24 protein-coding genes are annotated in these 25,864 nt (G+C 73.7%); 5 read left to right on the top strand and 19 right to left on the bottom strand.

From position 1 onward, the window contains the following. The first annotated feature begins 140 nt into the window (after positions 1-140). On the top strand, positions 141-1,277 hold the full coding sequence (locus AB0G79_RS27300) for a PLP-dependent aminotransferase family protein (protein WP_360810929.1): 1,137 nt from the start codon (positions 141-143) through the stop codon (positions 1,275-1,277). Here the strand turns inward: AB0G79_RS27300 and AB0G79_RS27295 are convergent. The 14 genes from AB0G79_RS27295 to AB0G79_RS27230 form a co-directional block, all read right to left on the bottom strand. Continuing rightward, the gene (locus AB0G79_RS27295) at positions 1,210-2,688 is read right to left on the bottom strand and encodes a UbiD family decarboxylase (RefSeq protein ID WP_360810883.1); all 1,479 of its coding nucleotides are present in this window, start codon (positions 2,686-2,688) and stop codon (positions 1,210-1,212) included. The genes AB0G79_RS27300 and AB0G79_RS27295 overlap by 68 nt on opposite strands. Further along, a complete protein-coding gene (locus tag AB0G79_RS27290; RefSeq protein WP_360810881.1) occupies positions 2,685-3,023 on the bottom strand; it encodes a chorismate mutase in 339 nt (112 codons plus the stop codon). Before AB0G79_RS27290 ends, AB0G79_RS27295 begins: the two co-directional genes overlap by 4 nt. Further along, positions 3,020-3,367 (bottom strand): cupin domain-containing protein, encoded by a 348-nt coding sequence (locus AB0G79_RS27285; RefSeq protein ID WP_360810879.1) that lies wholly within the window; start codon positions 3,365-3,367, stop codon positions 3,020-3,022. The genes AB0G79_RS27290 and AB0G79_RS27285 overlap by 4 nt, the downstream gene beginning before the upstream one ends. Before the next feature lie 12 nt (positions 3,368-3,379). After that, the gene (locus tag AB0G79_RS27280; RefSeq protein WP_360810877.1) at positions 3,380-4,147 is read right to left on the bottom strand and encodes a flavodoxin family protein; all 768 of its coding nucleotides are present in this window, start codon (positions 4,145-4,147) and stop codon (positions 3,380-3,382) included. 87 nt (positions 4,148-4,234) lie between these two features. Beyond that, on the bottom strand, positions 4,235-5,539 hold the full coding sequence (locus AB0G79_RS27275; RefSeq protein ID WP_360810875.1) for a TrpB-like pyridoxal phosphate-dependent enzyme: 1,305 nt from the start codon (positions 5,537-5,539) through the stop codon (positions 4,235-4,237). A 9-nt stretch (positions 5,540-5,548) separates the two neighbouring features. Further along, the gene (locus tag AB0G79_RS27270; protein WP_360810873.1) at positions 5,549-6,880 is read right to left on the bottom strand and encodes an MFS transporter; all 1,332 of its coding nucleotides are present in this window, start codon (positions 6,878-6,880) and stop codon (positions 5,549-5,551) included. Between the two features lie 3 nt (positions 6,881-6,883). Further along, on the bottom strand, positions 6,884-8,137 hold the full coding sequence (locus AB0G79_RS27265) for an ATP-grasp domain-containing protein (protein WP_360810871.1): 1,254 nt from the start codon (positions 8,135-8,137) through the stop codon (positions 6,884-6,886). A 47-nt stretch (positions 8,138-8,184) separates the two neighbouring features. Next, positions 8,185-8,970 (bottom strand): phenylalanine--tRNA ligase beta subunit-related protein, encoded by a 786-nt coding sequence (locus AB0G79_RS27260; RefSeq protein WP_360810869.1) that lies wholly within the window; start codon positions 8,968-8,970, stop codon positions 8,185-8,187. Between the two features lie 257 nt (positions 8,971-9,227). After that, on the bottom strand, positions 9,228-10,436 hold the full coding sequence (locus AB0G79_RS27255) for an MFS transporter (protein ID WP_360810867.1): 1,209 nt from the start codon (positions 10,434-10,436) through the stop codon (positions 9,228-9,230). Continuing rightward, positions 10,436-11,725, bottom strand: coding sequence for an amidohydrolase family protein (locus tag AB0G79_RS27250; RefSeq protein ID WP_360810865.1), 1,290 nt, complete (start codon positions 11,723-11,725; stop codon positions 10,436-10,438). Before AB0G79_RS27250 ends, AB0G79_RS27255 begins: the two co-directional genes overlap by 1 nt. A 45-nt stretch (positions 11,726-11,770) precedes the next feature. Continuing rightward, a complete protein-coding gene (locus AB0G79_RS27245) occupies positions 11,771-12,529 on the bottom strand; it encodes a hypothetical protein (RefSeq protein WP_360810863.1) in 759 nt (252 codons plus the stop codon). Next, on the bottom strand, positions 12,513-13,934 hold the full coding sequence (locus tag AB0G79_RS27240) for a phenylacetate--CoA ligase family protein (RefSeq protein WP_360810861.1): 1,422 nt from the start codon (positions 13,932-13,934) through the stop codon (positions 12,513-12,515). Before AB0G79_RS27240 ends, AB0G79_RS27245 begins: the two co-directional genes overlap by 17 nt. Before the next feature lie 303 nt (positions 13,935-14,237). Next, on the bottom strand, positions 14,238-14,861 hold the full coding sequence (locus AB0G79_RS27235; protein ID WP_360810859.1) for an aminodeoxychorismate/anthranilate synthase component II: 624 nt from the start codon (positions 14,859-14,861) through the stop codon (positions 14,238-14,240). Then, a complete protein-coding gene (locus AB0G79_RS27230; RefSeq protein WP_360810857.1) occupies positions 14,858-16,471 on the bottom strand; it encodes an anthranilate synthase component I family protein in 1,614 nt (537 codons plus the stop codon). Before AB0G79_RS27230 ends, AB0G79_RS27235 begins: the two co-directional genes overlap by 4 nt. 71 nt (positions 16,472-16,542) lie before the next feature. Between AB0G79_RS27230 and AB0G79_RS27225 the strand changes: the two genes are divergently transcribed. From AB0G79_RS27225 to AB0G79_RS27215, 3 genes are all read left to right on the top strand, one after another. Further along, a complete protein-coding gene (locus AB0G79_RS27225) occupies positions 16,543-18,183 on the top strand; it encodes a PLP-dependent aminotransferase family protein (protein ID WP_360810855.1) in 1,641 nt (546 codons plus the stop codon). A gap of 142 nt (positions 18,184-18,325) precedes the next feature. Then, positions 18,326-19,072, top strand: coding sequence for a hypothetical protein (locus tag AB0G79_RS27220; RefSeq protein WP_360810853.1), 747 nt, complete (start codon positions 18,326-18,328; stop codon positions 19,070-19,072). 107 nt (positions 19,073-19,179) lie between these two features. After that, positions 19,180-19,983, top strand: a complete 804-nt coding sequence (locus AB0G79_RS27215) for a hypothetical protein (RefSeq protein WP_360810851.1) — start codon at positions 19,180-19,182, stop codon at positions 19,981-19,983. Between the two features lie 48 nt (positions 19,984-20,031). Here AB0G79_RS27215 and AB0G79_RS27210 read toward each other — a convergent pair whose 3' ends face one another. Together AB0G79_RS27210 and AB0G79_RS27205 are read right to left on the bottom strand one after the other, a co-directional pair. After that, entirely contained in the window at positions 20,032-21,387 is a 1,356-nt protein-coding gene (locus AB0G79_RS27210; RefSeq protein WP_360810849.1) for an FAD-dependent oxidoreductase, read from the bottom strand. Continuing rightward, positions 21,381-21,713 (bottom strand): DUF6479 family protein, encoded by a 333-nt coding sequence (locus AB0G79_RS27205; RefSeq protein WP_360810847.1) that lies wholly within the window; start codon positions 21,711-21,713, stop codon positions 21,381-21,383. Before AB0G79_RS27205 ends, AB0G79_RS27210 begins: the two co-directional genes overlap by 7 nt. 122 nt (positions 21,714-21,835) lie before the next feature. Between AB0G79_RS27205 and AB0G79_RS27200 the strand changes: the two genes are divergently transcribed. After that, complete coding sequence (locus AB0G79_RS27200; RefSeq protein WP_360810845.1) at positions 21,836-22,906, top strand: MerR family transcriptional regulator; 1,071 nt, start codon at positions 21,836-21,838, stop codon at positions 22,904-22,906. Between the two features lie 21 nt (positions 22,907-22,927). Here the strand turns inward: AB0G79_RS27200 and AB0G79_RS27195 are convergent, their stop codons facing one another. The 3 genes from AB0G79_RS27195 to AB0G79_RS27185 are packed head-to-tail and all read right to left on the bottom strand — an operon-like array spanning position 22,928 to position 25,829. Further along, complete coding sequence (locus tag AB0G79_RS27195; protein ID WP_360810843.1) at positions 22,928-23,722, bottom strand: DUF1295 domain-containing protein; 795 nt, start codon at positions 23,720-23,722, stop codon at positions 22,928-22,930. After that, positions 23,719-25,077: a cyclopropane-fatty-acyl-phospholipid synthase family protein gene (locus tag AB0G79_RS27190; protein ID WP_360810927.1), complete on the bottom strand. Its 1,359-nt coding sequence runs from the start codon at positions 25,075-25,077 to the stop codon at positions 23,719-23,721. Before AB0G79_RS27190 ends, AB0G79_RS27195 begins: the two co-directional genes overlap by 4 nt. Positions 25,078-25,091: 14 nt before the next feature. After that, positions 25,092-25,829, bottom strand: a complete 738-nt coding sequence (locus AB0G79_RS27185) for a DUF1365 domain-containing protein (protein ID WP_360810925.1) — start codon at positions 25,827-25,829, stop codon at positions 25,092-25,094. Positions 25,830-25,864: the final 35 nt, after the last annotated feature.

Below are 25,864 nucleotides of genomic sequence, written 5' to 3'. Positions count from 1 at the left end.
AGCAGGTGGGGACGGGTGGGGAGGGTGGCGCCCCAGGGGGTGCGGGGCGGTTGTCGCCCCAGCCGCCCCGGGCCACCGACGGGAGTGACGCTCTTTGGCAGCCGTGGGAGCCGGCGCCTGCTCATCTGCCGGGGAGCGGGGTGGACTTCCGGCACGGGACGCCCGCGCTCTCCGATTTCCCTGTCGCTCGGTGGCGGCAGTCGTTGCACGAGGCCTACGGGAGAGCGGATGCCGCCGCGTTGGGGTACGGGGCCGCCGAGGGGGCGGCCTCGTTGCGGGGGGAGATCGCGGCGCTCGTACGGCAGAGTCGGGCGCTCGATGCTTCGGCCGATCGGATCGTGGTGACCGCGGGGGCTACGCAGGCGCTGGACATTCTGGTGCGGACGCTGGTGCGGCCCGGGGACGTCGTCGTCATCGAGGATCCGAGCCATACGGTGCTGCGGCAGGTGTTCGGGTGTTCCGGGGCCGTGGTGGTGCCGGTTCCGGTCGACGGTGAGGGGCTGCGTGTCGCCGACATCGACGCGTGCGTGCGGGCCCAGGGGCGGGATCCGGGGCAGGTGAGGCTGGTGTACGTGACGCCTTCGCACCAGTTCCCGACCGGGGTGATCATGTCGGGGGGGCGGCGGCGTTCGTTGCTGGCGTGGGCCTTCGAGCGCGGGGCGACCGTGCTTGAGGATGATTACCACAATGAGTTCACGTTCACCGAGGAGCGGTTGCCCGCGTTGGCGGCCGAGCGGCATCGGGACACCGTGGTGTACGTGGGGAGTTTCAGCAAGACGCTGTTCCCCGCTTTGAGGATCGGGTACGCGGTGCTGCCGCCGCACCTCGTGCAGCCGTTCCTCGGGATCAAGTGGATCACCGATCGGCTCACTCCGACGGTTGCTCAGGAGGCGCTCGCCGATTTCATCTCCGCGGGGGCCTATGCCCGGCACATCAGTCGGATGACGCGGCTGTACCGGCAGCGGAGGCGTCAGCTGCTCGTTTCGCTGTACGAGCATTTCGGGGCCGGTGTGCGGATCTCGGGCGAGGCGGCCGGGCTGCACGTGCTGCTGGCGCTGACCGGGCTGCGGGGGGTTTCCGAGGAGGCGATCGTGCGGCTTGCCGCCGGGCGCGGGGTACGCGTCTACCCCGCGTCCGGCTACTTCGTCCAGGATCCTCCGGCCGAGCCGACGTTCCTGATGGGGTACGCGGCGCTGCCGGTCTCCCGGATCACCGAGGGCGTCGCGCTGCTGGCCGACGCGGTGCGCGCGGCGGGGGCGGCGGGGGCGGTTCGGTGAAGCGGGGGCGGTGGAAGCGGGCGAGGTGCTCGTGCGGGACGGTGCAGTCGAAGTGCGCCTTCGCGGTGCGGCCGACCGCCGACAGGGTCGGGGAGTAGGCGGGGTCCTGGGTCGGGTCGAGGGGGAAGCCCTCGCGGTCCGGGAGGACGGTGATGTCCTGGTCGGCCTGGAGCCGTGTGGTCATCGCCCACCACAGGTCGGCGTCCGATTCCGGGTCGACGTCCTCGTCGACGGAGAGGAGCGTCTTGGCCATCCTGAAGGTGTCCAGGACCGATTCGGCTGCCTGGCGGACGGTCTTGTCGTCGGTGGGTGAGGTCTTGCGGGGCCACTGGACGACGAGCATGAGCTGGCCGCCGCCGGCGGTGTGGGCGTGGACGGCCCTGGCGGGGGTGCCGCGGTCGCGCAGGTGTGCCAGGACGGCGGCTTCCATGCCGAAGCCGAGGAGGACCGACTGTTCGTGGCCCGGGCCGGAGACGGTCTGGAGGATCGCGCCCTCGCGGGCGGTGATGCCGAGGATCCGTACGGTGGGCAGGCCCGGGTGGGCGCGGCCCTGGTAGCCGAGGAACTCCGGGGTGGCGGCCGGGCCCCGCGGGTTCTCCGGGAGCGGGCCGGGCAGGAGTTCGCCTTCCAGGACGTACTCGGCGTGCGCGATGCACTCCGCGTCGACGGTGCGGCAGTCGGTCAGTTCGACCGGGGCGCCGCCGAGTGCGCCGGCGACGGCGAGTTCGTCGAGTTCTTCGGGGACCAGGGAGGTGGGGCAGCAGGAGGAGAGCATCAGGGCGGGTCCCAGGCCCAGGTGGATGGCGACCGGCAGGGTGCGGCCCTGGCGTTGTGCCGCCTGGTGGGCGGCTTCGAGGTCGCGGCCGGGGACCATCCAGATGGTCAGCAGGTCGGGGCCCTGGACGCACATGCGGTGCACGGACAGGTTGCGGACGCCGGTCTCCGGGTTGGTCGCGAGGACCGCGCCGAGGGTGAGGTAGGGGCCGGCGTCGGCGTCGGTGAGGACGGGTATCGGCAGGGTGTTCAGGTTCGGGGGCAGGTCGGTGCGGGTGGCGGTGTGCTCGGGGCGGACCCGGACCGGCGGCAGGGGGGCGGCGACCGCGTCGAGGAGCTGGTGCGGGAGCCGGGCGGGGGTGGTGTCGAGGAGGGCGGCGGCCCGGTGGCGGGTGCCGTAGAGGCCGATGAGTACGGCCCGGGCCTCGGCGTCCTGGGCGGCGGGGGTGACCCGTTCGAAGAGGACGGCGGGGCCGGGTCCGGTCGGTGGCGGGGCCGGGGTGCCGGCCCACTTGGCGTACCGGGAGGCGACGCCGAAGCGGGCCGGGACCTCCTGTTGTTCGCGCACGAGCTCGCCGGGCAGGGGGTCGAGCGCGGCGAGCGCGGTGCGCAGGTCCGCGAGGCGGCGGCGTGTCACGTCGCCGCCCCGGCGGTGGGCCGGCCGGTCGTGGCCGCCTCGGCGGTGTTGCGGCGTTCGGCGAGCCGGTCGAGCTGGAGGCGGGTGAGTTCGTCGATCAGGGTGCGGTAGGCGGCTTCGGCGATGGCGGGTGGCATGCCTTCCTCCTCGGCCAGGCCGCGTACCTTGGCGATGACCTGCTCGACGCGTGCGGGCGAGCGTACGGTCTCCTCGTCGTTCTTGAACTCGGTCAGTTCCCGGACCACCCGGGTGCGGGCGGCGAGGAGGGCGACGATCTGGCGGTCGAGTGCGTCGATGGAGAGGCGGAGCTCGTCGATGCGGGCCGAGGCGGTCACGGGGCGGGGACCTCGTCGATCACGTAGACGATGGTGGGTTCGCCCTCGGCGCCCTGGGAGCGGTGGCGTTCGTCGTCGGGGATGATGAAGCCCATGCCGGGGCGGCAGGGCACCGAGCGGTTGTCGAAGTGGATGGTGAACTCGCCCTGCAGGACGTATCCCTGGTGGCCGCGTTCGCACCAGTGCTCTTCGTTGAATCCGGCGGGGAGTTCCATCAGTCGGATGCGTCGGCCGCCGGTGTAGGCGATCTTGACTCGGCCGTCGGCGCCGGGCTTGTGCCACTTCTCCCAGGGGATGGAGTCGAAGTCGATGCCGACGAGGGCGGGCGGCGTGGTGGTGGACACGGGTGGGTCTCCTCAGGGGGTACGGACGGTGGTGGCGGTGCCGGTGGTGGCGTAGGGGGTGTCGGGGCGGGTGCGTTCGACGCGTTCGTTGCGGTCCTCGATGGGGAGGAACGGTTCGGCGCTCTCGCGGGCCCGGCGCAGCAGGAAGGTCATGTCGATCATCCGGTGGACCATGCGTTCCAGGGCGTCCAGGCCTTCGGGGTCGTTGAGGGCGGGGACGCCCGAGGCGTTGCGGAGCAGGGCGGGGAAGCCGCTGCCCACCATGATCATCCGGTTGAGGAGCAGGTTGTCGGCGATCTGGTTGTGCACGGACGCGTCGCTGTAGCGGCGGCCGGTGACGATGATCCCGCCGACCTTGTTGGCGAGCGGGCGGTCGAAGCGCAGGAATCCGACGCCGGCCCGTTCGATGAATATCTGCATGAGGTGGGCGAGGCCGAAGCCGTGCACGGGGACGGCGTAGATGATCCCGTCGGCCTGCTTCATCTGCTCGACGATGGCGGGCATGTCGTCCTGGAGGGCGCAGGGGGTCGTGCGGCTGTTGCAGTCGCCGCAGGGGCTGCACGGTGAGATCCGGTGGTCGCGCAGGTGGATCTGGCGGAACTCGGCGCCGCGGCGGCGTGCGAGTTCGCCGGCGTAGTCGAGTGCGAGGTCGGTGTTGCCGCCGGCGCGTTCGGATCCGGAGATGCCGAGGATGACGGGTCGGTCGTCGGTCCGGTCGTCGGAGCGGGTGTCGGTTGAGTCCTGGGTCGTGGTGCCTTCTGTTCCCTGGGTGCCGTGCATGTGTGTTTCCCCCATGGTGGTGTGCCGGGAGGGGGCGGGGTGGTCGGGCCCGCCCCCTCCCCCGGCGTCCGGTCGGTCCTTGGCGGGTCAGTCCTTGAGCTTTCCGGCGAAGTAGTCGATGTAGGCCGGCATGTCGAAGTGGCCGTGGCCGGAGAGGGAGAACAGGATCGTCTTCTCCTCGCCGGTCTCCTTGCAGGCCAGTGCCTCGTCGATGGCGACGCGCACGGCGTGCGTGGACTCGGGGGCCGGGACGATGCCCTGGTTGCGGGCGAAGGTGACGCCGGCCTCGAAGCAGGCGGTCTGCGGGACGGCGCGGGCCTCCAGCAGGTCGTGTTCCTTCAGGGCGCTGACGATGGGCGACATGCCGTGGTAGCGCAGGCCGCCGGCGTGGATGCTCGGCGGGACGAAGTCGTGGCCGAGGGTGTGCATCCGGGTGAGCGGGGTCAGGCCCGCGGTGTCGCCGAAGTCGTAGTCGTACTGGCCCTGGGTCAGGGTCGGGCAGGAGGACGGTTCGACGGCGATGGCCCGGACCGGGCGGCCGCCGCGCAGCTGCTCGCCGAGGAAGGGGAAGGCGAGGCCGGCGAAGTTGGAGCCGCCGCCGGCCGCGCCGATGACGATGTCGGGGTAGGCCTCGGCCATCTCCATCTGGAGCTGGGCCTCCTGGCCGATGATCGTCTGGTGCAGCAGGACGCTGTTGAGCACCGAGCCGAGCGCGTACTTGGCGTCGCCGCCGCTGGTGAGCGCGGCCTCGACGGCCTCGGAGATGGCCAGGCCCAGGCTGCCGGGCGAGTTCGGGTCGGCGGCGCGGGCGGCGCGGCCCGCCTCGGTGAGCTCGCTGGGGCTGGCGGTGACGCTGGCGCCGAAGGTCTGCATGAGGCCGCGGCGGTAGGGCTTCTGGTCGTAGCTCACCTTGACCATGTAGACCTCGCAGACGATGCCGAAGTACTGGCAGGCCAGTGCGAGGGAGCTGCCCCACTGGCCGGCCCCGGTCTCGGTGGTGAGCCGTCCGATGCCGGCCTGCTTGGCGTAGTAGGCCTGCGGGATGGCGGTGTTGGGCTTGTGGCTGCCGGCGGGGCTGACGCCCTCGTTCTTGAAGTAGATGCGGGCCGGGGTGTCGAGGGCCTTCTCCAGGCGGTGCGCGCGTACGAGGGGGCTGGGCCGCCACTGCTTGTACAGGTCGAGGACGGCGCCGGGGATGTCGACGGTGCGCTCGGTGGTGAACTCCTGGGAGATCAGCTCCTGCGGGAACAGCGCCTGGAGGTCGGCCGGGGTGATCGGCTCGCGGGTGCCGGGGTGGAGCATCGGGTCCAGCGGCTTGGGGAGGTCGGCGACCAGGTTGTACCAGGTGGTGGGGAGGCTGTCTTCGGGGAGCAGGAACTTCGTCTGGGGCATGGGGCTTTCCTAGCTGTGTGAGGTGCCGGGTGCTGGTGCTGGTGCGGGTGCTGGTGCTGGTGCTGGTGCGTCCGCCGTGGTGGGCCGGGCGGCGGGGGTGCTGTCGGTGGCCGGGTTGTCGTGGTCCGTGGCGGGTGCGGGGCGGATGCGCAGCAGGGCGAAGGCCGCCATGCCGGCCAGCGGGGCCGCGAGCAGGATGAGGAAGACGGGCTGGTGGCCGTGGGCGGTCCAGACGACGCCGAGGCCGACGGGGACCACGAGGCGGGCGAGGCCGAGGACGAAGCCGTTGAGGGCCATGAAGCCGCCGACGCGGCGCTTGTCGACGTGGTCGGCGATGTAGGTGGGGACGACGACGGAGACGATGATCTCGCCGAGGGTCCAGATGACGGTGGAGAGCAGGATCGCCGCGAGGGAGAAGCCGAGGACGATCACGCCGAGGCCGAGCGCCCACAGCACGCCCGCGACGAGGAGCAGCGCCTTGGTGCCGTGGCCGCGCAGGTGCTTCTCCAGGACGAGGCCGAGGCTGACCACGACGACGCTGTTGACGGTGTAGACGGCGCCGACCAGGCTCGCGGAGTCGTCGAGGACGGTGGTGACGGCGAGCGGGAGGGCGTATTCGAGGCCGATCAGCGGGACGACGTAGAAGAAGGAGACCAGGACGAGCAGCAGGACGTGGGTGTGTCCGAGCGGCCCGGTGCGTTTCTTGCCGGAGGGGTTCTCGCCGGAGGGGGTCTTGCCGGAGTGCTTGTCGCCGGGGGCCGCGGTGTCCATGCGGTCCTTGGGGACCCACAGGGTGATCATGGCGACGCAGACCAGGCCCGCGAGGATGTTGCCCGCGAACATGACCTCGTAGGAGTAGGCCGCCGCGACGCCGCCGAGGAGCGGGCCGACGCCCATGCCGAGGTTGTTGCCGATGTAGCTGAGGGTGTACGCGAAGGGCCGCTGCTCGGGTGTGGTGAGGTCGGCGACGAGGGTGTTGGAGGCGGGTCCGAACATGCCCATGCCGAGCAGGGCGATGAACAGGAGCACCGCGTACGTCCACGGCGGGCCGCCGAGGACGGCGAGGCCGGTGTATCCGGCCGCGTTCAGCAGGAGCGCGGTGAGCAGGGCGGTGCGCCGGCCGCGCCGGTCGCACAGGGGGCCGCTGAGGAGGCTGCCGACGAGGAGTCCGGTGGAGCCGACGGAGATGAGCAGCCCGGCTCCGCCGGGGGTCAGGCCCTCGCCCCGCACCAGGTAGACGGCGAGCAGGGGGAAGACGAACATGCCCGCGCGGTTGACGAAGGAGGCGAGGAAGAGCACCCGTAGCGGGAGGGGCAGTTCCTTGAACCGGGTCCACCACATGGGCTAGGCCTGCTCGGTCTCGACGCGGAAGGTGTCGCGGACGGTCTTGAAGCGGGCGCGTACGTCCTCGAAGTCGGTGCCCTCGCAGACGTACCAGCCCAGGACGTCGTTGGAGCGGGTGGGCGGGGCGAGGACGTCGCCGACCTCCTTCCAGACGTCGGCGTCGAGGACGGCTTCGAGGGCGGTCAGTTCGGCGGGGGTGGTGATGGCGGTGATACGGCCGTAGGCGCCGGAGGCGAGGTACTCGGTGCCGATCTCCGGGCCGAGGCGGGTCGCCGGGCGGTGGTCGGCGTCGAGTTCGAGGGCGCACCATTCGCCGGCGAGGTTGATGCCGCGGCCCGCTTCGATGGCGGGGACGATGGAGCCGCCGCCGGCGCGGGCGCCGGCCTCGCCGAAGACGACCTCGCCGTCGTCGAGGAGGAAGAACTCGGCGTGCACGACGCCGGTGCTCAGGCCGAAGCCGCGCAGGACGACGGTGTTCAGTTCCAGGATGCGCTGCTCGGCGGGGGTGAGGTCGTACTTGCGGGAGATGGTGCCGCCGGGTTCGTCGCGGTACTCCAGGATCGCGTACGTGTAGCGGGAGAGCTGTTCGAAGACGGGGTCGCCGTCCTGGAAGAGGGAGTCGACGTGGTACTCGGTGCCGCTGATGAACTCCTCGACCCGGTACTCGTGCCGGTCGTCGCCCATCTCTGCCCAGACGCGGTCGAGTTCGGCGCGGTCGTCGACGCGGTAGGTGTTGCCGCAGGCCCAGCCGGCGGCGGGCTTGACGACGATCGGGTAGCCGACCTCGTCGGCGAACTCGGCGACGGCGCCGACGGTGTCGGGGCGGCAGGAGCGGGCGACGCGGACGCCGAGCTCCTCGGCGCGGCGGTGCATGACGTTCTTGTCGCGGAAGTTGAGGGCCTGGTCCGGGGTGAGGCCGGGGATGGCGTGGTCGCGGCGGCAGCGGGCGGCGGGCAGGACGTCGCCCTCGAAGAGCGGGAAGATCCGCTCGATGGCGTGTCCGGTGACGATGTGGTCGACCGCGGCGCGGACGGCGGCGGTGTCGTCCAGGTCGGCGTGGTACTGCGCCAGGCCGTCGGCCTCGGGGGCCCGTTCGCCGGAGGGGAGCAGCACCACCGTCTGGACGCCGCGGGCGGTGGCGGCGGCGACGACGCTGCGGAACTGGGCGATGTAGCGGCCGGCGGCGGGACGGTAGACCACCAGGATGGAACGGGTCGCGGGGGGCGTGGGGTTCGTGGAGGTCGTGGGGTTCATGCGGGGCTCCTCATACGGGTCAGGCCGTGCTTCGGGCGCGTACAAGGTCAGCGGACCGTCGCGGCCGAGGGGGCCGTGAACAGCTGTCCGGTCGGCTCGGACCCGTCGAGGACCACCGCGGGCCGCGCGTCGGCGCCGAGTTCGGCCAGGGCCGCGGCGAGCAGGCCGAGGGCCTGCTCCACGTCGGCGCGGCCGCCCTCGTGCGCCGACTCCACGGTGAGCAGGAGGCGCCGCCGTCCGACGCCGGTCTTGACCACGTCGCCCTGGCGCCAGTTCCAGCGCCGCGAGTGGGCGCGCCCTTGGCCGTCGGCGTAGACGACCTCGTCCGCGTCGGGCTGTTCGGGGGCGTCGGGCGCGCCGAGGGGGAGGTAGGTCTCGGTGCCGTCGGCGAGGCGGACGGCGAGTTCGCCGTCGATGTCGCCGACGTCGCAGGAGGCGACGGGGAGGCGGGTGTCCAGGGAGACCGCGTTGCACAGGTCGACGAGGGAGTTGATCCGCGGGAGGCGGTCGCCCTTGGCGACCCGGCGCAGGACGGACTCGGCGGCGCAGGGGAAGCGGTTGGGGTTCACCTCGACGGCCCGGTAGGCGTCGCGCCAGGCGGCGATGGCGGGCAGCGCGGAGACGTCCGCCTTGTCGAGCCGGGCCGCGTGGAGGGCGTCCTCGGCGGCGGTGAGGCGGGCGTCGGTCCCGGGGTCGTGCCGGACGACGTCGATGTCCGGTACGGCGATCAGGCCGAGCACGTAGCCGGGTACGCGCTCGGTCAGCCGGGCGTCGATGGTGACGGTCAGGCCGCGGGGAGCGGGGGCGCCGGCGCTGTCGCTGTCGCTGTGCATGGGGTGGTGATCCTTCGTTCCGTGTCGGTGGCCGGGTGCGGTGGGCCGCCGGTGGGGCGGGGTTCCGCCCGGTTGGACGGTGGTCCGCCCGTTTGGACGGTGTCCGCTGACAGGCATGACGGTAGGGAGCCGGTGGCCTGCCGGTTGTGGCCAATTCCCGGGAATTACGTGAGGCCGCTTCCGGGTGCCGTGAGCCCCGCGGCCGTGTGCGCGAGGTGGCCGGATGCCCGCGGCCGTGCGCCGGGTGGCCGCCGTGGTCAGCCGGTCTTGGCCGCCGGTTCGGACGCCGTGGTGTCGGGGGCGGGGGCGGGGGCGGTGACGCGGACTCCGATCAGGGTGGTGAGCAGGGCGAGGGCGGCGAGGGCGGCTCCGTAGGCGCCGAGCGGGCCCGGGCCGCCGTCCTCGATGACGAGGCCGCCGGTGAAGCCGCCCAGGGAGATCCCGGCGAACGTGGCTGAGGAGTTCAGGGACAGCAGCAGCGGCCCCGAGGCGGGGGCGATGGCGAACAGCCGGTGCTGCTGCGGCGGCTGGGTCGCCATCGCGGTGACGCCCCACAGACCCATGGCGAGGACGGCGGTGGGCAGCGCGTCCCGGGTCAGCGGCAGCGTGACCAGGACCAGGGCGAGCCCGGCGACGGAGACCAGCAGGACCGGGGTGGGGCCCCAGCGGTCGGTGGCGCGGCCGCCGAGCACCGTGCCGGCGACGGCGAGGACGCCGAAGACGAGGAGCAGCAGGGCCAGGGTGGTGCCGGAGCCGTGGGTGGCCGGGTGGAGGACGGCGCCGATGTAGGTGAGGGCGAGGTAGCCGCCGGTCATGAACAGCAGCGTGGTCAGGACGGCGAACAGCACGCGCGGGTCGCGGACCGGTGCCAGGCGGGCCGCGAGGCCGGGGGCGGCGGGCAGGCGTACGGCGGGGAGCGCGCCGGCGACGGCCGCGGCGCACAGGGCGCCGACGCCCGCGAGGAGCCAGAAGGTGGCGCGCCAGCCCAGGTCGGCGGCGAGCCAGGTGCCGAACGGCACTCCGGCGACGGTCGCGGCGGACAGTCCGCCGAGGACGACGGCCATGGCCCGGCCGCGTCGTTCCGGCGGGGAGAGCGCGGCGGCGGAGGCGGAGGCGGCCGGGATGTAGAGGGCGGCTCCCGCGGCGGTCGCGATCCGGGCGGCGAGCAGGGTGCCGAGGCCGGGGGCGAGCGCGGAGGCGATGTTGCCGAGGGTGAAGACGGCGAGGGAGACGACCAGGACGGTGCGCCGGTCGACGCGGCCGGTGAGCGCGCCGAGGACGGGGGCGAGGACGGCGTAGGTGAGGGCGAAGGCGGTGCTCACCCAGCCCGCGTCGGCGAGGCTCGAGCCGAGGCCGTCGGCGACCTCGGGCAGGACGCCGGCGACGACGAAGGTGTCGGTGCCGATGGCGAACGCGCCGACGGCGAGGACGGGCAGGACGGGCAGGGCGGGGCGGGTACGGGTCATCAGGCGGCCCTCGTGGCGGGTCGGACGCGGAAGGCGTCGGGGTCCCCGGCGACGGGGGCGCCGCCGAGGAGGACGAGTTCGATCGCGTCCGGGCGGCTGAGGACCGTGATGTCGGCGGCCGGGTCCCCGTCGGTGACGACGAGGTCGGCGAGCCGTCCCGGCTGGACGGTCCCGGCGTCGTCGCCGCGGCCGGCGAGCCGGGCTCCGTTCGCGGTCGCCCAGGTGAGCACCGTGGGGGCGGGGATGCCGGCCATGGTGACGTACAGCTCCAGTTCCTTGGCGTACGTGCCGTGCGGGGTCCAGGCGAAGCCGAAGTCGTCGCCGGCGACGACGGGGATGCCGCGTTCGACCATGAGGGGCAGGATGCGCAGCGAGTTGGCGATCTCGGCCTCGAACTCCAGGCTCTCCAGGTATTCGACGGTCTTGCCGTGGTCGGTTCCCGTGGTGAGCAGCATGTGCGGCTGGTAGAGGCTGGGGACGACGAAGATGCCGCGTTCGGCGATGTCGTCGAGGGCGGCGTCGTCGGCGTAGGTGGCGTGGTCGATGACGTCGACGCCGGCGGCGATGGCGTTGCGGATGCCCCGCAGGCCGCGGGAGTGGGCGCGTATCTTCGCCCCGTGCTCGTGGGCGGTGCGGGCGGCGATGGTCAACTCCTCGGGGGTGAAGAGGAGTTCGTGGGAGCGGCCGTTGGGGAAGGTGTCGTCGCCGGAGGAGAAGACCTTGACGATCTCGGCGCCCTGGGCGATCTCGCCCGCGACGTACCGGGCCATCTCCTCGGGGGTGTCGGCCAGGCGCATCAGGTCGGTGGGGATGCGCCTGCCGACCTCGGGGTTGCGGCGTTCGGGCGGGCCGGAGACCATCAGGTCGCGGCTGCACGGGGTGATCCGGGGGCCCAGGAGGTGGCCGGAGTCCACGGCCTTGCGCAGGGCCATGTCGATGCCCGCGACCGAGCCCGCGCCGACGAAGGCGGTGTAGCCGAGGGCGAGCAGGGCGGTGGCGTTGCGGGCGGCGGCGAGGGTGGTGTCGGGGACGGAGTGCGTGAAGAGCATGTCGCGGCCGTCGAGGACGTTCAGGTAGGCGATGTGGGTGTGGCCGAGCGTCATGCCGGGCATGACGGTGCGGCCGTCGAGGTCGAGGACGTCGATGTCGGGGGCGTGCAGGGGCGCGAGGTCCTCGGGGAGGACCGCCTCGATGCGGTCGCCGTCGAGCAGGACGCTGCGCCGGGGCAGCGAGGCGCGGCCCAGGCCTTCCTGGACGGTGGCGCGGTGGAGCAGGGTCTTGCGTGGCACGTGGGGACTCCCGCGGGCTAGGACTGGGGTTGGGGCCGGGTGTGGCTACGTCCGGAGGGCGGTGGCGGGCGGGGCTTCGCCGGCCCGCGGGGTTTCGTCGGCCCGCGGGGTTTCGTCGGCCCGGCTGAAGAGCGTCCAGATGATCTCCGCGCCGGGGCGGACGGCCAGCCAGCGCAGGCCGTGGGCGCGGATTCCGGGGGCGTTGGTGACCGCGAGTTCGGCCTGGCCGGCGGCGACGGCCTCGGCGGCGGCCTGGGTCGAGGAGACGTCCACCCAGGCGACCTGGCGTGCGTCCAGCCCGGGCGGCACGACCTCGGCGTAGATCCGGCGGACCTCCCACATGGCGGCGACCGTGACGGGGCCCGTGCCGGGCGCGGGCGGGTTGCCGGTCGCCGAGGCGATCCCGTACTCGGGGGTGGCCATGGGGAAGAAGCCCTGGAGGCTCAGGTCGCGGTGCCAGTGGAAGCGGGTGAGGCCGCCGTAGGCGCTGGGGACCAGGGCCAGGTCGGCCTTGTGTCCGATGACGTGGTCGAGGACCTCGTCGAAGGTGTCGAACAGCTCGACGGACAGGTCGTGTTCGGCGGCGAGGAAGCGGGCCGCGAGCTCGCTGGAGGTCCCGGCGGGGCCGAGGGTGGCCAGGGTGGTCCCGGGGCGGGCCGCCCAGCGCCTGGTCAGCTCGTTCCACCGGGCGCCGTACTCCGCCGCGAGGGCGGCGGGCAGCGGGGCGGACGGGGTGGCGGGCGCTCCCGGGGCCCGGGCGGGGAGCGGCTGGGCGGGGGTCACCTCGTCAGCTTTCATAGCCACGGTTCGCCGCCATCCTTCGGGCCACTCGGGTCTCGTGGTCGGGTTCGGTGCGCTTGTCGACGATGCGCGCGGCCTTCCAGCTGACGAAGGCGCCGGTGCTGACGATCGGGTCGAGGCCGTCGCTGAGCTCCACGGTCACGGGGACGCCGAGGGCTTCGGCGGCCCGTTCGCGCACCGCGTCGGCGAGGGCCCGAGGGTCGGGCACGAGTCCGTCGAGGAGTTCGAGGCGGACGGTGAGGTGGTCGTGTCCGTCGGTGTCGCGGTCGATGACCACCTGGTAGCCGGCGGAGCCGGTGACCCCGGTCAGGACGGCCGTCTCGATCTGTCCGGCGGTGAAGCGGCCGGTGCCCAGTTCGAGCCGGTCCAGGGTGCGGCCGACGATCCGGACGAGGTCGCCGGGCATCTCGCAGTCGCAGTCCGTCTCCTCGACGGCCACGACGTCCCCGGTGCGGTAGCGGACGAGCGGCTTCACGCCGTCGACCAGCATCGTCACGGTCAGCTCGCCGGTGCCGCGCGGTCCGGCCGAGAGCCCGGTCTCGGGGTCGACGACCTCGACGAGGTAGTTCGTCTGGGAGAGGTGCATGCGCTTGTTGCGGCAGGCCGTCGCGATGACGAAGGCCTCCTGGGAGCCGTAGAGGATGTTGTAGACGTCGGCGCCCCACACCGATTCCAGGTTGCGGGCCAGGGCCGGCGTGCACATCTCGCCGGTGACGAACAGCAGCTTGACGCCGAAGTCGCGGCGCAGGTCGTAGCCGTAGTGCGTGGCGGCCTTGGCGAGGGTGAGGGCGACGCCGGGGGTGCAGCAGATGACCTCCAGGTCGAGGTCCTTCATCAGCTGGAGGGCCTTCTCGAAGCCGATGACGGGCGAGTACGGCCAGATCTTGGCGTTCATCGAGCCGGTGTTGCGGGCGACGTCCCCGAGGGTGTCGCCGAAGGAGTGCACCTCGGTGGGGCCCATCAGGCCGATGCGGGGGGCGTGTTCGCCGAAGTGGTGGCGGAAGATCGACGCCCAGGACTCGGTGACGTGCGCGTTGCTGGCGACGATCTCGCGGCCGTCGCGCGGGCAGGGCGTCGCCCGGCCCGTCGTACCGGTCGTCTCGTAGAAGAAGAGGGCGTCGGCGAGGGGCCGGCTGAGGACGTCGAGCATCTCCTCGCGCAGGTCGGCCTTGGTGGTGTAGGGCAGCGCGGACAGGTCGTCCGGGGTGACCTTGCCGAAGTCGACGCCCTCCAAGTGGCGGGCGTAGAAGGGCGATCCGGTGGTGACCTGGTCGAGGACCGTGCGGAGCTGGCGGGTGCGCCAGTCGGCGAGGGCGGTGTCGGTGAGCGTACGGGCGTAGAAGGCGCGGTGCAGCGCGAGGTAGCGGTCGGTGAACTCGGCCGCTGGGCCCTGGGTGGGCAGCCACATGGCGTGGTGGTCCTCTCGTCGTGGGCGCGGGGGCGCGGGGCGCGGTGGCGCCCGGGCAGCGCGAAGTCGCCTGCGCGGGTGGGGATTCGGTCGGCTCGGGGGGCTCGGGCGCGGCCCGCCGGTGGGCCGGTGGGCCGGTGGGCCGGTGGGCCGGTGGGCCGGACTCCGCCGGGGCGCCGGGCGGGCGCCGGGCGGTTGCGGGCGTGCCGCCGCGCGCGGGCGCGGCGGGGCTCGGCGCCGCAGGGGTCGGACGGTGGCGCGAGGGTCAGACGGTGGTGACGGGGTCAGACGGTGGTGACGGGGTCAGACGGTGGCGCGGGCGGCGCCGGGGGCGGGTGTGCGGACGCCGGGCACCGGCGCGCCGTCGACGCTGTCCAGGAAGTTGCGGAAGAGGGTCATCCCGTCCTGGGTCATGATGCTCTCGGGGTGGAACTGCACTCCCTCGACGGCGAGCGTGCGGTGGCGCACCCCCATCACGTAGCCGTCGTCCAGGGACCGTGCCGTCACGGTCAGGTCCTCGGGCGGGTCGGTGACGATGAGGGAGTGGTAGCGGGTCACCGTCAGCGGTTGCGCGGCGCCCCGGAACACGCCGTCGCCCCGGTGTTCCACGAGGCTGGTCTTGCCGTGCATCAGGTGCTTGGCGACGGCGACCCGCGCCCCGTACGCGAGCCCGATGGCCTGGTGGCCGAGGCAGACGCCGAGCAGGGGCACCCGGCCGGCGAAGGCGTGCACCAGTTCGACGTGTCCGGAGTCCGCCGGGTGGCCGGGTCCGGGGCCCAGGACGACGGCGTCGGGGCCCGAGTCCACGAGTTCGCGGGCGGTACGGGTACGGGAGCGCACCACCTCGGTCTCGGCGCCGAGGGTGAGGAGGTACTGGTCGATGATGTGGCAGAAGCTGTCGTACGCGTCGACGAGGAGGACCTTCACGCCATCAGCTCCTCACCGGTGAGCGCCCAGTAGGCGGGGCTCATCTTGGCCAGCGTCTCGCGCCATTCGGCGCCGGGGTCGGAGTCGGCGACCAGGCCGGCCGAGGCCTGGGTGCTGTAGCGGACGCCGTCGTGGACGACGGTGCGTATGCACAGGGCCAGGACGGCGAAGCCGCGTACGTCGATCAGGCCGAGGGCGCCGGCGTAGATGCCGCGCGGGTGGTCCTCGATGTCGTCGATGATCTCCATGGCGCGGAGCTTGGGCGCTCCGGTCATGGTGCCGGCGGGGAAGGTCGCGCCGATCGCCGTCCAGACGTCCGTGCCGGGCCGGATCCGGCCGGCCACGGTGGAGACCAGGTGGTGGACGTAGGCGAAGGGTTCGACCTCCATCATCGTCTCGACGCGCAGGGTGCCGGGCGCGCTGACGCGTCCGATGTCGTTGCGGCAGAGGTCGACGAGCATGACGTGCTCGGCCTGTTCCTTGGCGCTGGCGCGCAGTTCGGCGACGCGCCGCTCGTCGTCGGCGGGGTCGGTTCCGCGCCGGGTGGTGCCGGCGATGGGGCGCATCGAGATGGTGTCGTCCTGGATGCGGACGAACAGTTCGGGGCTGGCGCCGATGACGGTCCGGCCCGCCCAGGGGACGAGGTACATGTAGGGGGACGGGTTGCGGTGGCGGAGCCGGCGGTAGACCTCCAGCGGGGTCAACGTGCTTTCCACGTCGATGCGGTGGCCGATCTGGATCTGGTAGGCGTCGCCGATCTCGATGTGGCCGAGGCACCGCTTGGCGCGGGTGTGGAACGTCTCCTGATCGACGGTGTCGTGGACGGAGAGCGGGGCGGGGGCCGGCGGGACGGTGTCGGCGGCGGCGTTCCCGGTGCCGCTGCCGGTGCCGTTCCGGGTGCTGACCCGGGTGCTGACCCGGTCGACGACGGCCCGCAGGGGTTCGGGGCCGTCGGCGGAGGGGAGCAGCGGGCCCTCGGCTCGGAGGTGGTGGACGCCGCCGTCGCGGACGTCGTACCAGACGGTGTCGGCGTAGAGGGTGAGGGTGCAGCGCGGGGTTTCCGGTCCGGTCTCGCGGGGGGCGGGGAGGTCCTCCATGGACCAGGCCGCCTCGTAGGCGAGGGTGGTGAGGAAGCCGAAGGCGAAGGTCCCGGTGGGCACGTCGGTGTCGACGTCGAAGCAGCCCTGGAGGGCGTGCAGCAGGGGCCACACGGCGTGCGGGTCGCGAAGGGCCCAGCGCCGGTGGGGGTGTTCGGGACGTCCGGGCGCTCCGGAGTGCGCGGGCGGGCCGGCGACGGCGGTCAGGGCACCGGCGAGGGCGTCGCCGAGCTCGCCGTCCGCGACGAGTTCCACGTGCCCGGCGTGGACGCGGAGTTCGGCGAGGCGTCCGCAGCCGACGGCGGCGAAGTGCCGGTCGCGGTCCGGTCCTTCCAGGCTCTCGAAGAGGTAGACGTCGCCGTGTTCGCGGGTCTCGGCGAGAGCGGTGTAGAGGCTGAGCGCGTCGACGGGCGGGAGTGACTCGCGGACCACCCGGACCCGTACGGCTTCCGGCCCCCGTGCGGTCCCCGCGGTCGCGGTCCTGACTGGATCCAACGCTGATAACAGCGGCATGACGAACGAACCTTCCCGATCCTGACGGATCATGGGATTCGGGGAGAGCCGTCGCGCCGCGGCGCGCCGCGATGTGCGTCGCGTCGCGCCTCGTTGCGCGCCGCGGTGCGCCGCGACGTGCGTCGCGGCGTACCCGTCCGGACGCCGCGCGAGGCGCGCGTCCGGACCACATCGTTCCGGTTCCCCCGAACCGCCCCCGTACCCGCCGGTGGTCTGCCGGCGGCGATTGCGTGTGCGACACGACTAGATCAAATGCGACGATGCGGGTGCCATACCACTTTGGCTGTCAGGGAGGAGACCACTTGTCGTGGCAACTGGCGATCACCGTGGACCGGGCATCGCCCCTTTCATTGACCGCTCAAGTAAGGGACGCGTTACGGGGGTTGATCGAGGAGGGCACGCTGCTGCCGGGCAGCCGGATACCGTCGAGCCGCCAACTGGCCGTGGACATCGGGGTGGCGCGCAGCGTGGTGGTGGAGGTGTACGAGCAGCTGTCGGCCGAGGGGTACCTGGCGAGCAGGCGGGGGTCGGGGACCAGGGTGTCGCTGCGCGCGGGTCCGCCCGGCGGTCTGCCCTCCACGCTCGTGCCGGCGGATCCCGACCCGGCCTCGGAGCCGTTGTGGGACCTGCGGACGGGAACCTCGAACGTGGTGGGCTTCCCCCGGCAGGAGTGGATCCGCTGCATGACGAGCGTGGTCAGCGAGGCGGGCCGCCAGGAGCTCAGCTACTCGCCGCCGTCCGGGGTGCTGCTGACGCGGCGGGTGCTGACCGGCTACCTGGGGCGGGTGCGGGGGGTGCGGACCCGTCCGGACGACGTGATGGTGACGGCCGGATTCGCCCAGGGGCTGGCCCTGTTGTGCCAGACGCTGCAGGAACGCGGTCACACGACGATCGGGGTGGAGGACCCCGGCCACCCCGGTGAGCGGGAGTTCATCACCAACTCGGGCCTGCGCCCGGTCGGCATCCCGGTGGACGAGGACGGGCTGCGCGTGGACCTGCTGGAGCGGAGCGGGGTCCGGGCCGTCCTGGTGACGCCGGGCAACCAGTTCCCCACCGGTACGCGGCTGAGCCAGGCGCGGCGCGCGCGGCTGGTCGCCTGGGCCCGCGCGGTCGACGGCTTCGTCATCGAGGACGACTTCGACAGCGGTTTCCTGCACCGCAACGACCGGGTCTCGGCGCTCCAGCGCCTGGCCCCCGACCGGGTGGTGTACGCGGGGAGCGCGAGCAAGGCCCTGGCCCCCGCCCTGCGCCTGGGCTGGCTGGCGGGCCCCTCGGAACTCATGGCCTCGATCGAGCACGTCCGCGCGGGCTGGGACATCGGCTGCTCCGGCCTCGAACAGCTGGCGCTGACCCGGTTCGTCGACACCGGCGCCTTCGACCGGCACCAGCGCAAACTCGCCTCGGAGCTCCACCGCCGCCGCCAGGCGATCCGCCGGCAGGCCGCGAAGGCCCTTCCCGGTTCCGTGCTGCTGGGCCGGGACAGCGGCCTGCAGGCGTACCTCCAACTGCCGGCCGACGTGGACGAGAAGACGGTGGTCAGACTCGCGAGGCGCCACTCGGTCCTCGTGCGCGGCGGCCAGTTCTACGCCCTCACCGACACCTCGCGCCCACCCGCCCTGGTCATCAGCTACGCGACCGTCGACGCCCCGGGCCTCCTCCGGGCCATGACGGCCCTGGGCGCGGCGTACCGCGGGGCGCGGCGGGATCGTTAGGGGCCAGTGGGGGGGTGGGTCGGCCGGGTCAGGCGCAGGCGCGGCGGGGCGCGGAGCAGGGCCTCGCCGGGGGCGTCGGGCGGGACCGGGGTGGCGCGCTCGACCGTGCAGCGGCGCGGGTGTCCGGCGGATACTGAGGCCGATGGCCTCCGACCGCGCCCCGCGCCTTCGCCGACTCGCCCGTACGCTCACGGAGCGGTTCGGCCTCGCCCCCGACGGGCGCGGCACCGGCGGGATCGAGGCCGAATGGTCCGCGTCGGCGCGTACCTGGACGTTCGTGTGGACGGACGGGCCCGCCGTCGCGCAGGTACGGGACGCCTGCCGGGAGGCCGATCCGGGGACCGCCGGCGAGGGCGTCCGGTACGTCCGTGCCTTCTCCGAGGACGCCGTCGCGCTCGGTGCCGTCCGTCTGGCGGTCCGCCCCGGCGCCGGCGCGGGCCGGCGTCCCCTCGTACGGCCGGACGATGTCGAGCTGCTGTGGCGGGAGGAGTCGTTTCCCCAGCCGTGCACGGACCGGGAACGCGCGCTCGTCTACGCCCTGGTCTACGAGGTCCACGACGCGCACCGCATCAACCGGGCCGGCGCCGAGGAGATCTGCGGGTTCGTCAACCGGTACGGCCTGGCCGTGCTCCTGCGCCGGTCCGGAGCCGAGCTGTCCCCCCTCGACGTCCTGACCGCCCACTACGCGGCGTCGCACGCCCACCCCGCCTGGCGCTACCGGCTGACCCCGATGGACGCCGAGGTCCTGTTCCGGGCGGTGCGCGAGGACCCGCGGGCGCCGGTGGAGCTGATCACCGCCGCGCTCGCCCTCCTGCCCGGGCTGCCGGCCGGGTACGACGAGGGCGGGGACGAGCTGCGGGCCCGGCTCGCGGCGTCGTCTCCGCCGTGACGGGGGCGCCGGGCGGGCAGACCGGCGGTGAGCCCACGGTGCAGGCCGTCGGCCGCCGTCCTACGCTGAGGTGATCGCGCGTCGCGCTTTGAGTGCGGAGGCATCTCATGGCCGAAGGCACCGAAGACACCGGAAGCAACGGTTCTCCCCCTGAACCACGCCCCTCCGGACCACCGTCCGGAGGGGCGTCCGGGCCGCCGTCCGGGCCGCCGTCCGGGCCGCTGAACGGGCCGCTGAACGGCCCGTCCCCGCGGCGGCCGGAGCGCAGGTGGCCGCTGCTCGCCGTTCTGCTCGGCGGGATCGGCCTCGTCGTCGGGGTCATCGGCATCCTCGTGGGCGCAGGGGCCTTCGACAGCGACAGCAACAGCGGCGGCGGTCAGGACCCGGGGCAGGGCCAGGCCACGCAGGTCCGGACGGAAGCGGCGCCGACCCCCGCGCAGGCTTCCGCGCCGACTCCCCCCTCAGCTCCCCCGTCGACTCCCCCGTCGGCTTCCGCGTCCTCCGCGGACGGTACGCACGCCTTCGGGGAGACCTGGAAGTTCCCCGACGGCGTCGAGGTGACCGTGTCGGCGCCCAGGACGTTCACGCCCACGCAGGGCGCGTCCGGGCACAAGACCGGCAACAAGGCGCTCGCGGTGGAGGTGGCGGTACGCAACGGCGCCGGGGAGCGGCTCGATCTGGACACTGTGGCCGTCAGGGCGAGGGACGCGGGCGGCAGGGAGCTCGCGGACGTCTTCGACGCGGAGGCGGAGCCGCCGATGCTCGGGTTCCACGGCTCCCTGCTCACCGGCCGGAAGGCCGTCGGGGCCTACGGCTTCGACCTGCCGCCCGGCTCGGCCGACCGGCTCGACGTGGAGGTGAGCGTCGGCTTCACCCAGCCGTCGGCCTTCTGGAGCGGCCCCGTCCCCTGACGTCAGCCCGCGGATCGGCATATCGGCGACCTGGCTGTTCACCGGCGTCTACGCCGACGGCCTCGACGCCCCGTACGAGGCCCTCTCCGCCCGACGCCCGCGGCCCGGGCCGTGGCCGAGGTCGGCCAGGACCTCGCGGGCCGCTCGGGCGCCGGAGGCGAGGGCGCCCTGCAGCGAGCCCGTGGTGCGGTGGTCGCCGCACACGTAGCGGCCGCCGCCCAGGCGGGTGGTCCGTGTCAGCGGGTGCGGCGGCGGCATGGCCGGCAGGGCGTCGCGCACCGTGACCTGGTGGACGGTCTCCCAGGAGCGGGTGTCCGTCCCGTACACCTCGGCGAGCGCCTCCCGGAGCCGTACCTCCCGTTCCGGGGAGAGCTCGCCGAGCACGGAGGTCGACACCAGGGCGCGGCCGTCCCCCGCGAACCGCGGGTGGACCTCGGTCAGGACGCAGGTGTTCAGGAAGCGGCGGCGGGCGTCCACGACGAGCGTGGGTTCGGCCAGGGGGGAGCGCTCCGCCGCGTGGTAGACCGTGCTCACGGTCCGTACGGCGGGGACTTCGAGCCCCGGCAGGAGGCGGGCCGCGGCGCGCGGGCCGGTGGCGACGACCACGGCCCGGGCGTCGGCCCGGGTGCCGTCGGCGAGCCCGACTCCCCCGCCGGTGAGCCCGTCGACCGGTGTCCCGGTCGACAGCACCCCGGCCGGAAGGGCGTCGGCCAGCTGGGCGGGGACCGCCTGGATGCCGTCCGCGGGCAGGCAGAGCGTCCCCCGCAGGAACGCGCGCCAGACGAGGTGGAAGACACGGGCGGAGGTCGCGAGGTCCTCCTCCAGGAAGACACCGGACAGGAAGGGCCGGAAGAAGGTCTCGACCAGCTCCTGGGACACCCCGGCCTTCCTCAGGGCGAGGTGGGTCGTGGTGTCGGGCCGGGAGCGCAGCCGTGCGACCGGCTCCAGCATGTCGCGGGCCGACAGCGTTCCGGCGGCGAGCAGGTCCCTCGGGGTCGCCGCCCTGCCGGTCAGCAGGTCGCCGCTGCGCCGGAGGTCCCGGGTGGGGTCGGTGAACCGCCGGATCCCGCCCGGGGTCGACACGAGGACGGCGGGGCTGAACGGGCGAAGGCGCAGCCGGCGCAGGTCGAGGCGCCTCTTGACCTGCGGGTAGGAGGTGTTGAAGACCTGGAAGCCGCGGTCGACCGTGAAACCCGCCACCTGGTCGGTGCGCATGCGGCCGCCCGGCGCCCCGTCCGCCTCCAGGAGGCGGACGTCCACGCCGGCGGCGGCGAGGTCGGCCGCACAGGCCAGGCCCGCCGCGCCGGCGCCGACGACGACGACGTCCGTACGGGCGCCCGTACGGCCGCCCGCACGGGCATCGGTGCGGCCGTCCGTGCGTTCCCCTGGGGAAGGGTTCACCACGTGCGCTTCTCCTCGCTCGGGGGCCGCGGGACGGACTCGCCCGTGGTCCTGAGGTTGTACGGCATGAGCCGGTGCTCGCCGTCGGTCAGGGGGACCTCGGAGGGCCTGCGGTACTCGGTCGTCTCCCCGGGCAGCCCGGCGGATTCGGGCCGATGGGGGTGGGATTCCGGGTCGGGAGGCGGGAGTTCCCTGGTGTTGACCCGCGTCCCGAAGACGAAGGCGCCGATCAGCACCGCCACGACGACCAGCCCGCCGAGCACCTGGGCGAGTCCGGACTGCCAGACGCCGGCCGCGAGGACCGGCCCTTCCAGGAGGTGAGTGCGCATGAGGCTTACCTCTCTGTTCTTCGCGCCGTCTGTTCGTCACTGGTCCATTCCGTGCGGGACACGGACGCGGATGCGCTTTCCCGGGGGCACTCGCATCGCTCGTGCGTCGTACTGTGAGTGGCATGTCAGAAGGGACCACCCACGGCATCACCACCGGTGCGGTGGCACGGCGCCTCGGCGTCTCCCCCACCACGGTGCGTTCGTGGGAGAAGCGGTACGGGATCGGTCCCGCGCTCCGGGAGGGCGGGCGGCACCGGCGCTGGGCGCCCGGGGACGTGGCGATGCTCGAGGAGATGTGCCGTCTCACCGCTACCGGCGTACCGCCCGCCGAGGCGGCCCACGCGGCCCGCGCGGCCCGTGGCGGCGCCGTCGGCGACGGGCCCGGCACAGGGCCGGGAGCAGAAGCGGGAGCGGGCGCGGGGTCGGGTGTGGCCGGGGCTCCGTCGGCTCCGGCCGTTGCTCAGGACGTGCCGCTGCCCGCGCCGGCGGACCGGCCGGAGGCGGGACGCCGCCCGGGGTACGGCAGCGGGCTGCCCCTCGGGGACGTACGTCAGGAGGGCCGGGGGCTGGCGCGTGCGGCCGTACGGCTCGACGGTCCGGCGATGCAGGCCCTGCTGGAGCAGGTCATCGAGGAGTACGGGCTCGTGGCGGCCTGGGAGGAGGTGATGGCTCCCACCCTGCACGCCGCGGGCCGCAAGTGGGCCTCCTCGGAGGACCGCTACGTCGAGGTGGAGCACCTGCTGTCGTGGCACGTGTCGACCGCGTTGCGGCGCGCCGCGGTCAGCGGGCCCGTATCGCCCCGGTCGACGACGCCGGTCGTCCTGGCCTGTGCGCCGGCGGAGTTCCACACGCTGCCGCTGGAGGCCCTCGCGGCAGGCCTCGCCGAACGGGGTTTGCCGACGCGCATGTTCGGTGGCGCGGTCCCCGCCGAGGCGCTGGTCGCGGCCGTCCGCCGCACGGGGCCGGGCGTGGTCGTGCTGTGGGCCCAGGCGCGGTCGACGGCCTCGCACGCGCTCGCCCGGCACGTGTCGGAGATGACGTTCGGGGTGAGGGGAGCCCGTACGACGCCGGTCGTCGTGCTCGCGGGTCCCGGGTGGGCGGGGGGGTCCAGCGCGGGGTTCATGCGTCCGGGCAGCCTGCGTGAGGCGCTGGACGCGATCTGCCAGATGTACGAGGAGCCTCAGGGACCGTAAGGACGGCCGGGGTCCCAGGGGTCACAGGGACCGTGGTGGGCGGGGCAGGAAGCCGCTCGTCCGCGCCCGGTAGGCCGCGTAGCCGGGGCGGGCGGCCATGTGCGCCTCCAGCATCCGCTTGCCGCTCCCCCAGACGAGCAGCCCGGTCATCGTCAGGGGCGAGACGATCGTGAGGGCGGCGGCGGGCCAGCTCGCGCACGCGGTCAGGTAGAGCCCCCACCAGACGAGGAAGTCGCCGAAGTAGTTGGGGTGCCGGGTCCAGGACCACAGTCCCCGGTCCATGATCCTGCCCCGGTTCGCCGGGTCGGCCTTGAAGCGGGCGAGCTGGTGGTCGCCGACGGCCTCGAAGGCCACTCCGGCCGCCCACAGGACGAGGCCGAGGACCAGCAGGGCGTCCACTCCGTCGGGCAGGTACGCCGCCGCCTGCACGGGGAGCGAGACGAGCCAGACGAGGGCGCCCTGGAGGAGGTAGACCTTGCGCAGGGCGACGAGCGCGGGGCGGCCGGGGGCGCGGGAGAGCATCCGCGCGTAGCGGGGGTCCTCGCCCTGGCCGCGTCCCCGGCGGGCGATGTGGAGCGCGAGCCGCAGGCCCCACAGGCAGGTGGCGAGGGTGACGGCGAGCCGTCGCACCTCGTCGCCGTGGCCGGCGGAGAGGCCGTAGGTGACCAGGGCGACGGCCGTGAACGCCAGACCCCAGGCGACGTCGACGATGCGGTGGACGCCCTTCACGAGCGCCAGGGCGAACGTGACCAGCATGACCGCGAGGGCGGTGGCCGCCGCGGCCGCCAGGTTGACCGCGAACGCGGAGGCGTTCATGCGCGGGCCCCGTGTTCCGGGCCGGTCGCCACGAGGCGGAGCCGGCGGACGTCGAGGTAGCCCGAGCGGAACCCCGCCTCGGAGTAGGCCAGGTACAGCTCCCACATGCGGCGGAAGACCGCGTCGAAGCCGAGGGCGTCGACCTCCGCCGACCGCTCGACGAACCGCTGCCTCCAGAGGCGGAGCGTCTCGGCGTAGTGGTCCCCGAACCCGGTGTCGTGGGTGAGGGTCAGGCCCGCGGCGGAGGTCTCCTCGGCGATGGCCTCGGGGGACGGGATGAGACCGCCGGGGAAGACGTACTTGCTGATCCAGGTGTGCGTCCGGGCGGTGGCGAGCATCCGCTCGTGCGGCATCGTGATCGCCTGGAGGGCGATGCTTCCGCCGGGCGCGAGGAGCCGCCGGAGGGCGGTGAAGTAGTCGGGCCAGAACTCGGCGCCGACCGCCTCGATCATCTCGACGCTGACGATGGCGTCGTACCGGCCCTCGGCCTCGCGGTAGTCGCGGATGTCGACCGTGACCCGGTCGGTCACGCCGGCGTCGGCGATGCGCCGCAGTGCCAGGTCGCGCTGCTCGACGGAGAGGGTGAGGGTCAGGACGTCGGCGCCCCGGAGGGCCGCGCGGATGGCGAGTTCGCCCCAGCCCGTACCGATCTCGAGGAGCCGCGTCCCGGGACCGACGCCGGCGAGGTCGAGAAGCCCGTCGATCTTGCGGTGCTGGGCGGAGGCGAGGATGTCGTCGGAGGCGGAGGCGGTGGCGGTGGCGGTGGGGGCGTCGGTCGTGGCGGGCAGGGTGTCGAAGAGGGCTGAGGAGTACGTGAGCGTCGGGTCGAGGAAGAGGGCGAACAGGTCGTTGGACAGGTCGTAGTGGCGGTGGATGTTGGTACGGGCCCCCTCGACGGTGTTGCGGTCGCCGGCCGGGCGCCGGTGCGCCCACAGGCCGCGGAACCGGCGCAGCGTGGCGGGTACGAGGTCGTCCACGTGGGTCGCGAGAACGGTGAGTACGGCGGCCAGGTCGTCGCTGTCCCATTCGCCGGCCATGTACGACTCCCCGAAGCCGATGAGGCCGTCGGCGCCGATCCTCCGGTAGAACGCCGCCGGGTCGCGCAGCGTCAGTGTCGGGGGGCCGCTCTCGGTCCGCGTCGGGTCGTGGTGGTCGTTCTGCCGTATGCGCAGCGGCAGTCGGGCGAGGGCGCGTTCGACGACGAGCCGTGCGAGGGCGGTGCGCGCCGCGGAGGCGCGGGGGAGGCGGGCCACGTCGGGCCACCGCTCGGCGTCGACGGCGGACGAGGGGGCGGGAGCGTCGGCGGGGGCGTCGGGGGACGGGTGGGCGGTGGCTGTGCGGGTGTGCGCGGCCAAGGGGGTGGAGACGGTCACAGCATGCCTTCCCTGGTGGGCGGAGTGGGGCGGGGGCGGACGGGCAGTCCCTTGAGGTGGAGGCGGATGCCGTGCAGGCGGATGCCGGCGCTGACGGCCGCGGTCGACCAGGGGTGGCGCAGCGCGACGGTGAGCAGGTCGCGCGTGCCGGCCGGGCGGCGGCTGCCCCGGACCGTGGCGGTGAGCGGCCGGGATCCGTCCGGTGCCCGCAGTTGCACGGTGAGGTCGAGGTTCTCGCCGGGCAGGGGCAGCCGCATGCGGTAGGAGCCGTCGACGTCGAGGAACGGTGAGACGTAGAAGTCCTTGGCGACGTCGGCGCGGCCGTGCGCGTCGGGCCGGAGGAGGTAGCAGTGCCGTCCGCCGTAGGTGTTGTGCACTTCGGCGACGACGCAGACGGGCCGGCCGGTCCGGTCGTGGCACCAGTACAGCGTGAGCGGGTTGAACACGTGGCCGAGGACCCGGGCGTGGGCGAGCATCAGCACCTGGCCGTCGGCGTCGTCCACGGCCCGGGACGCGAGGAAGGCGTCGAGGCCGGCGCGGATGGTGGGGGCCCGGCCGCCGAAGTGGTCGCGGGCGTCGAAGCGTGCGAGGGGGCGCAGGAGGCGGGGCTGTCGGGGCAGGTCGTCGAGGTCGACGAGCCAGAGGTAGGTGCGCCGGCGCAGGGAGTGGCGCACGGGCCCGACGCGGGTGTGGGCGACTTCGCAGGTGTACAGGGCGGGGACCCGCGGGAGCAGGGGTGGGGGCAGCGGGCCGTGCGGTGCGGTGCCGG

This window comes from Streptomyces sp. NPDC020807 (genome assembly GCF_040641575.1).
Taxonomy (GTDB): Bacteria; Actinomycetota; Actinomycetes; order Streptomycetales; family Streptomycetaceae; genus Streptomyces.
Note: the sequence above shows the minus strand (reverse complement) of the source record. Positions and strands in the feature narration are given on the sequence as shown.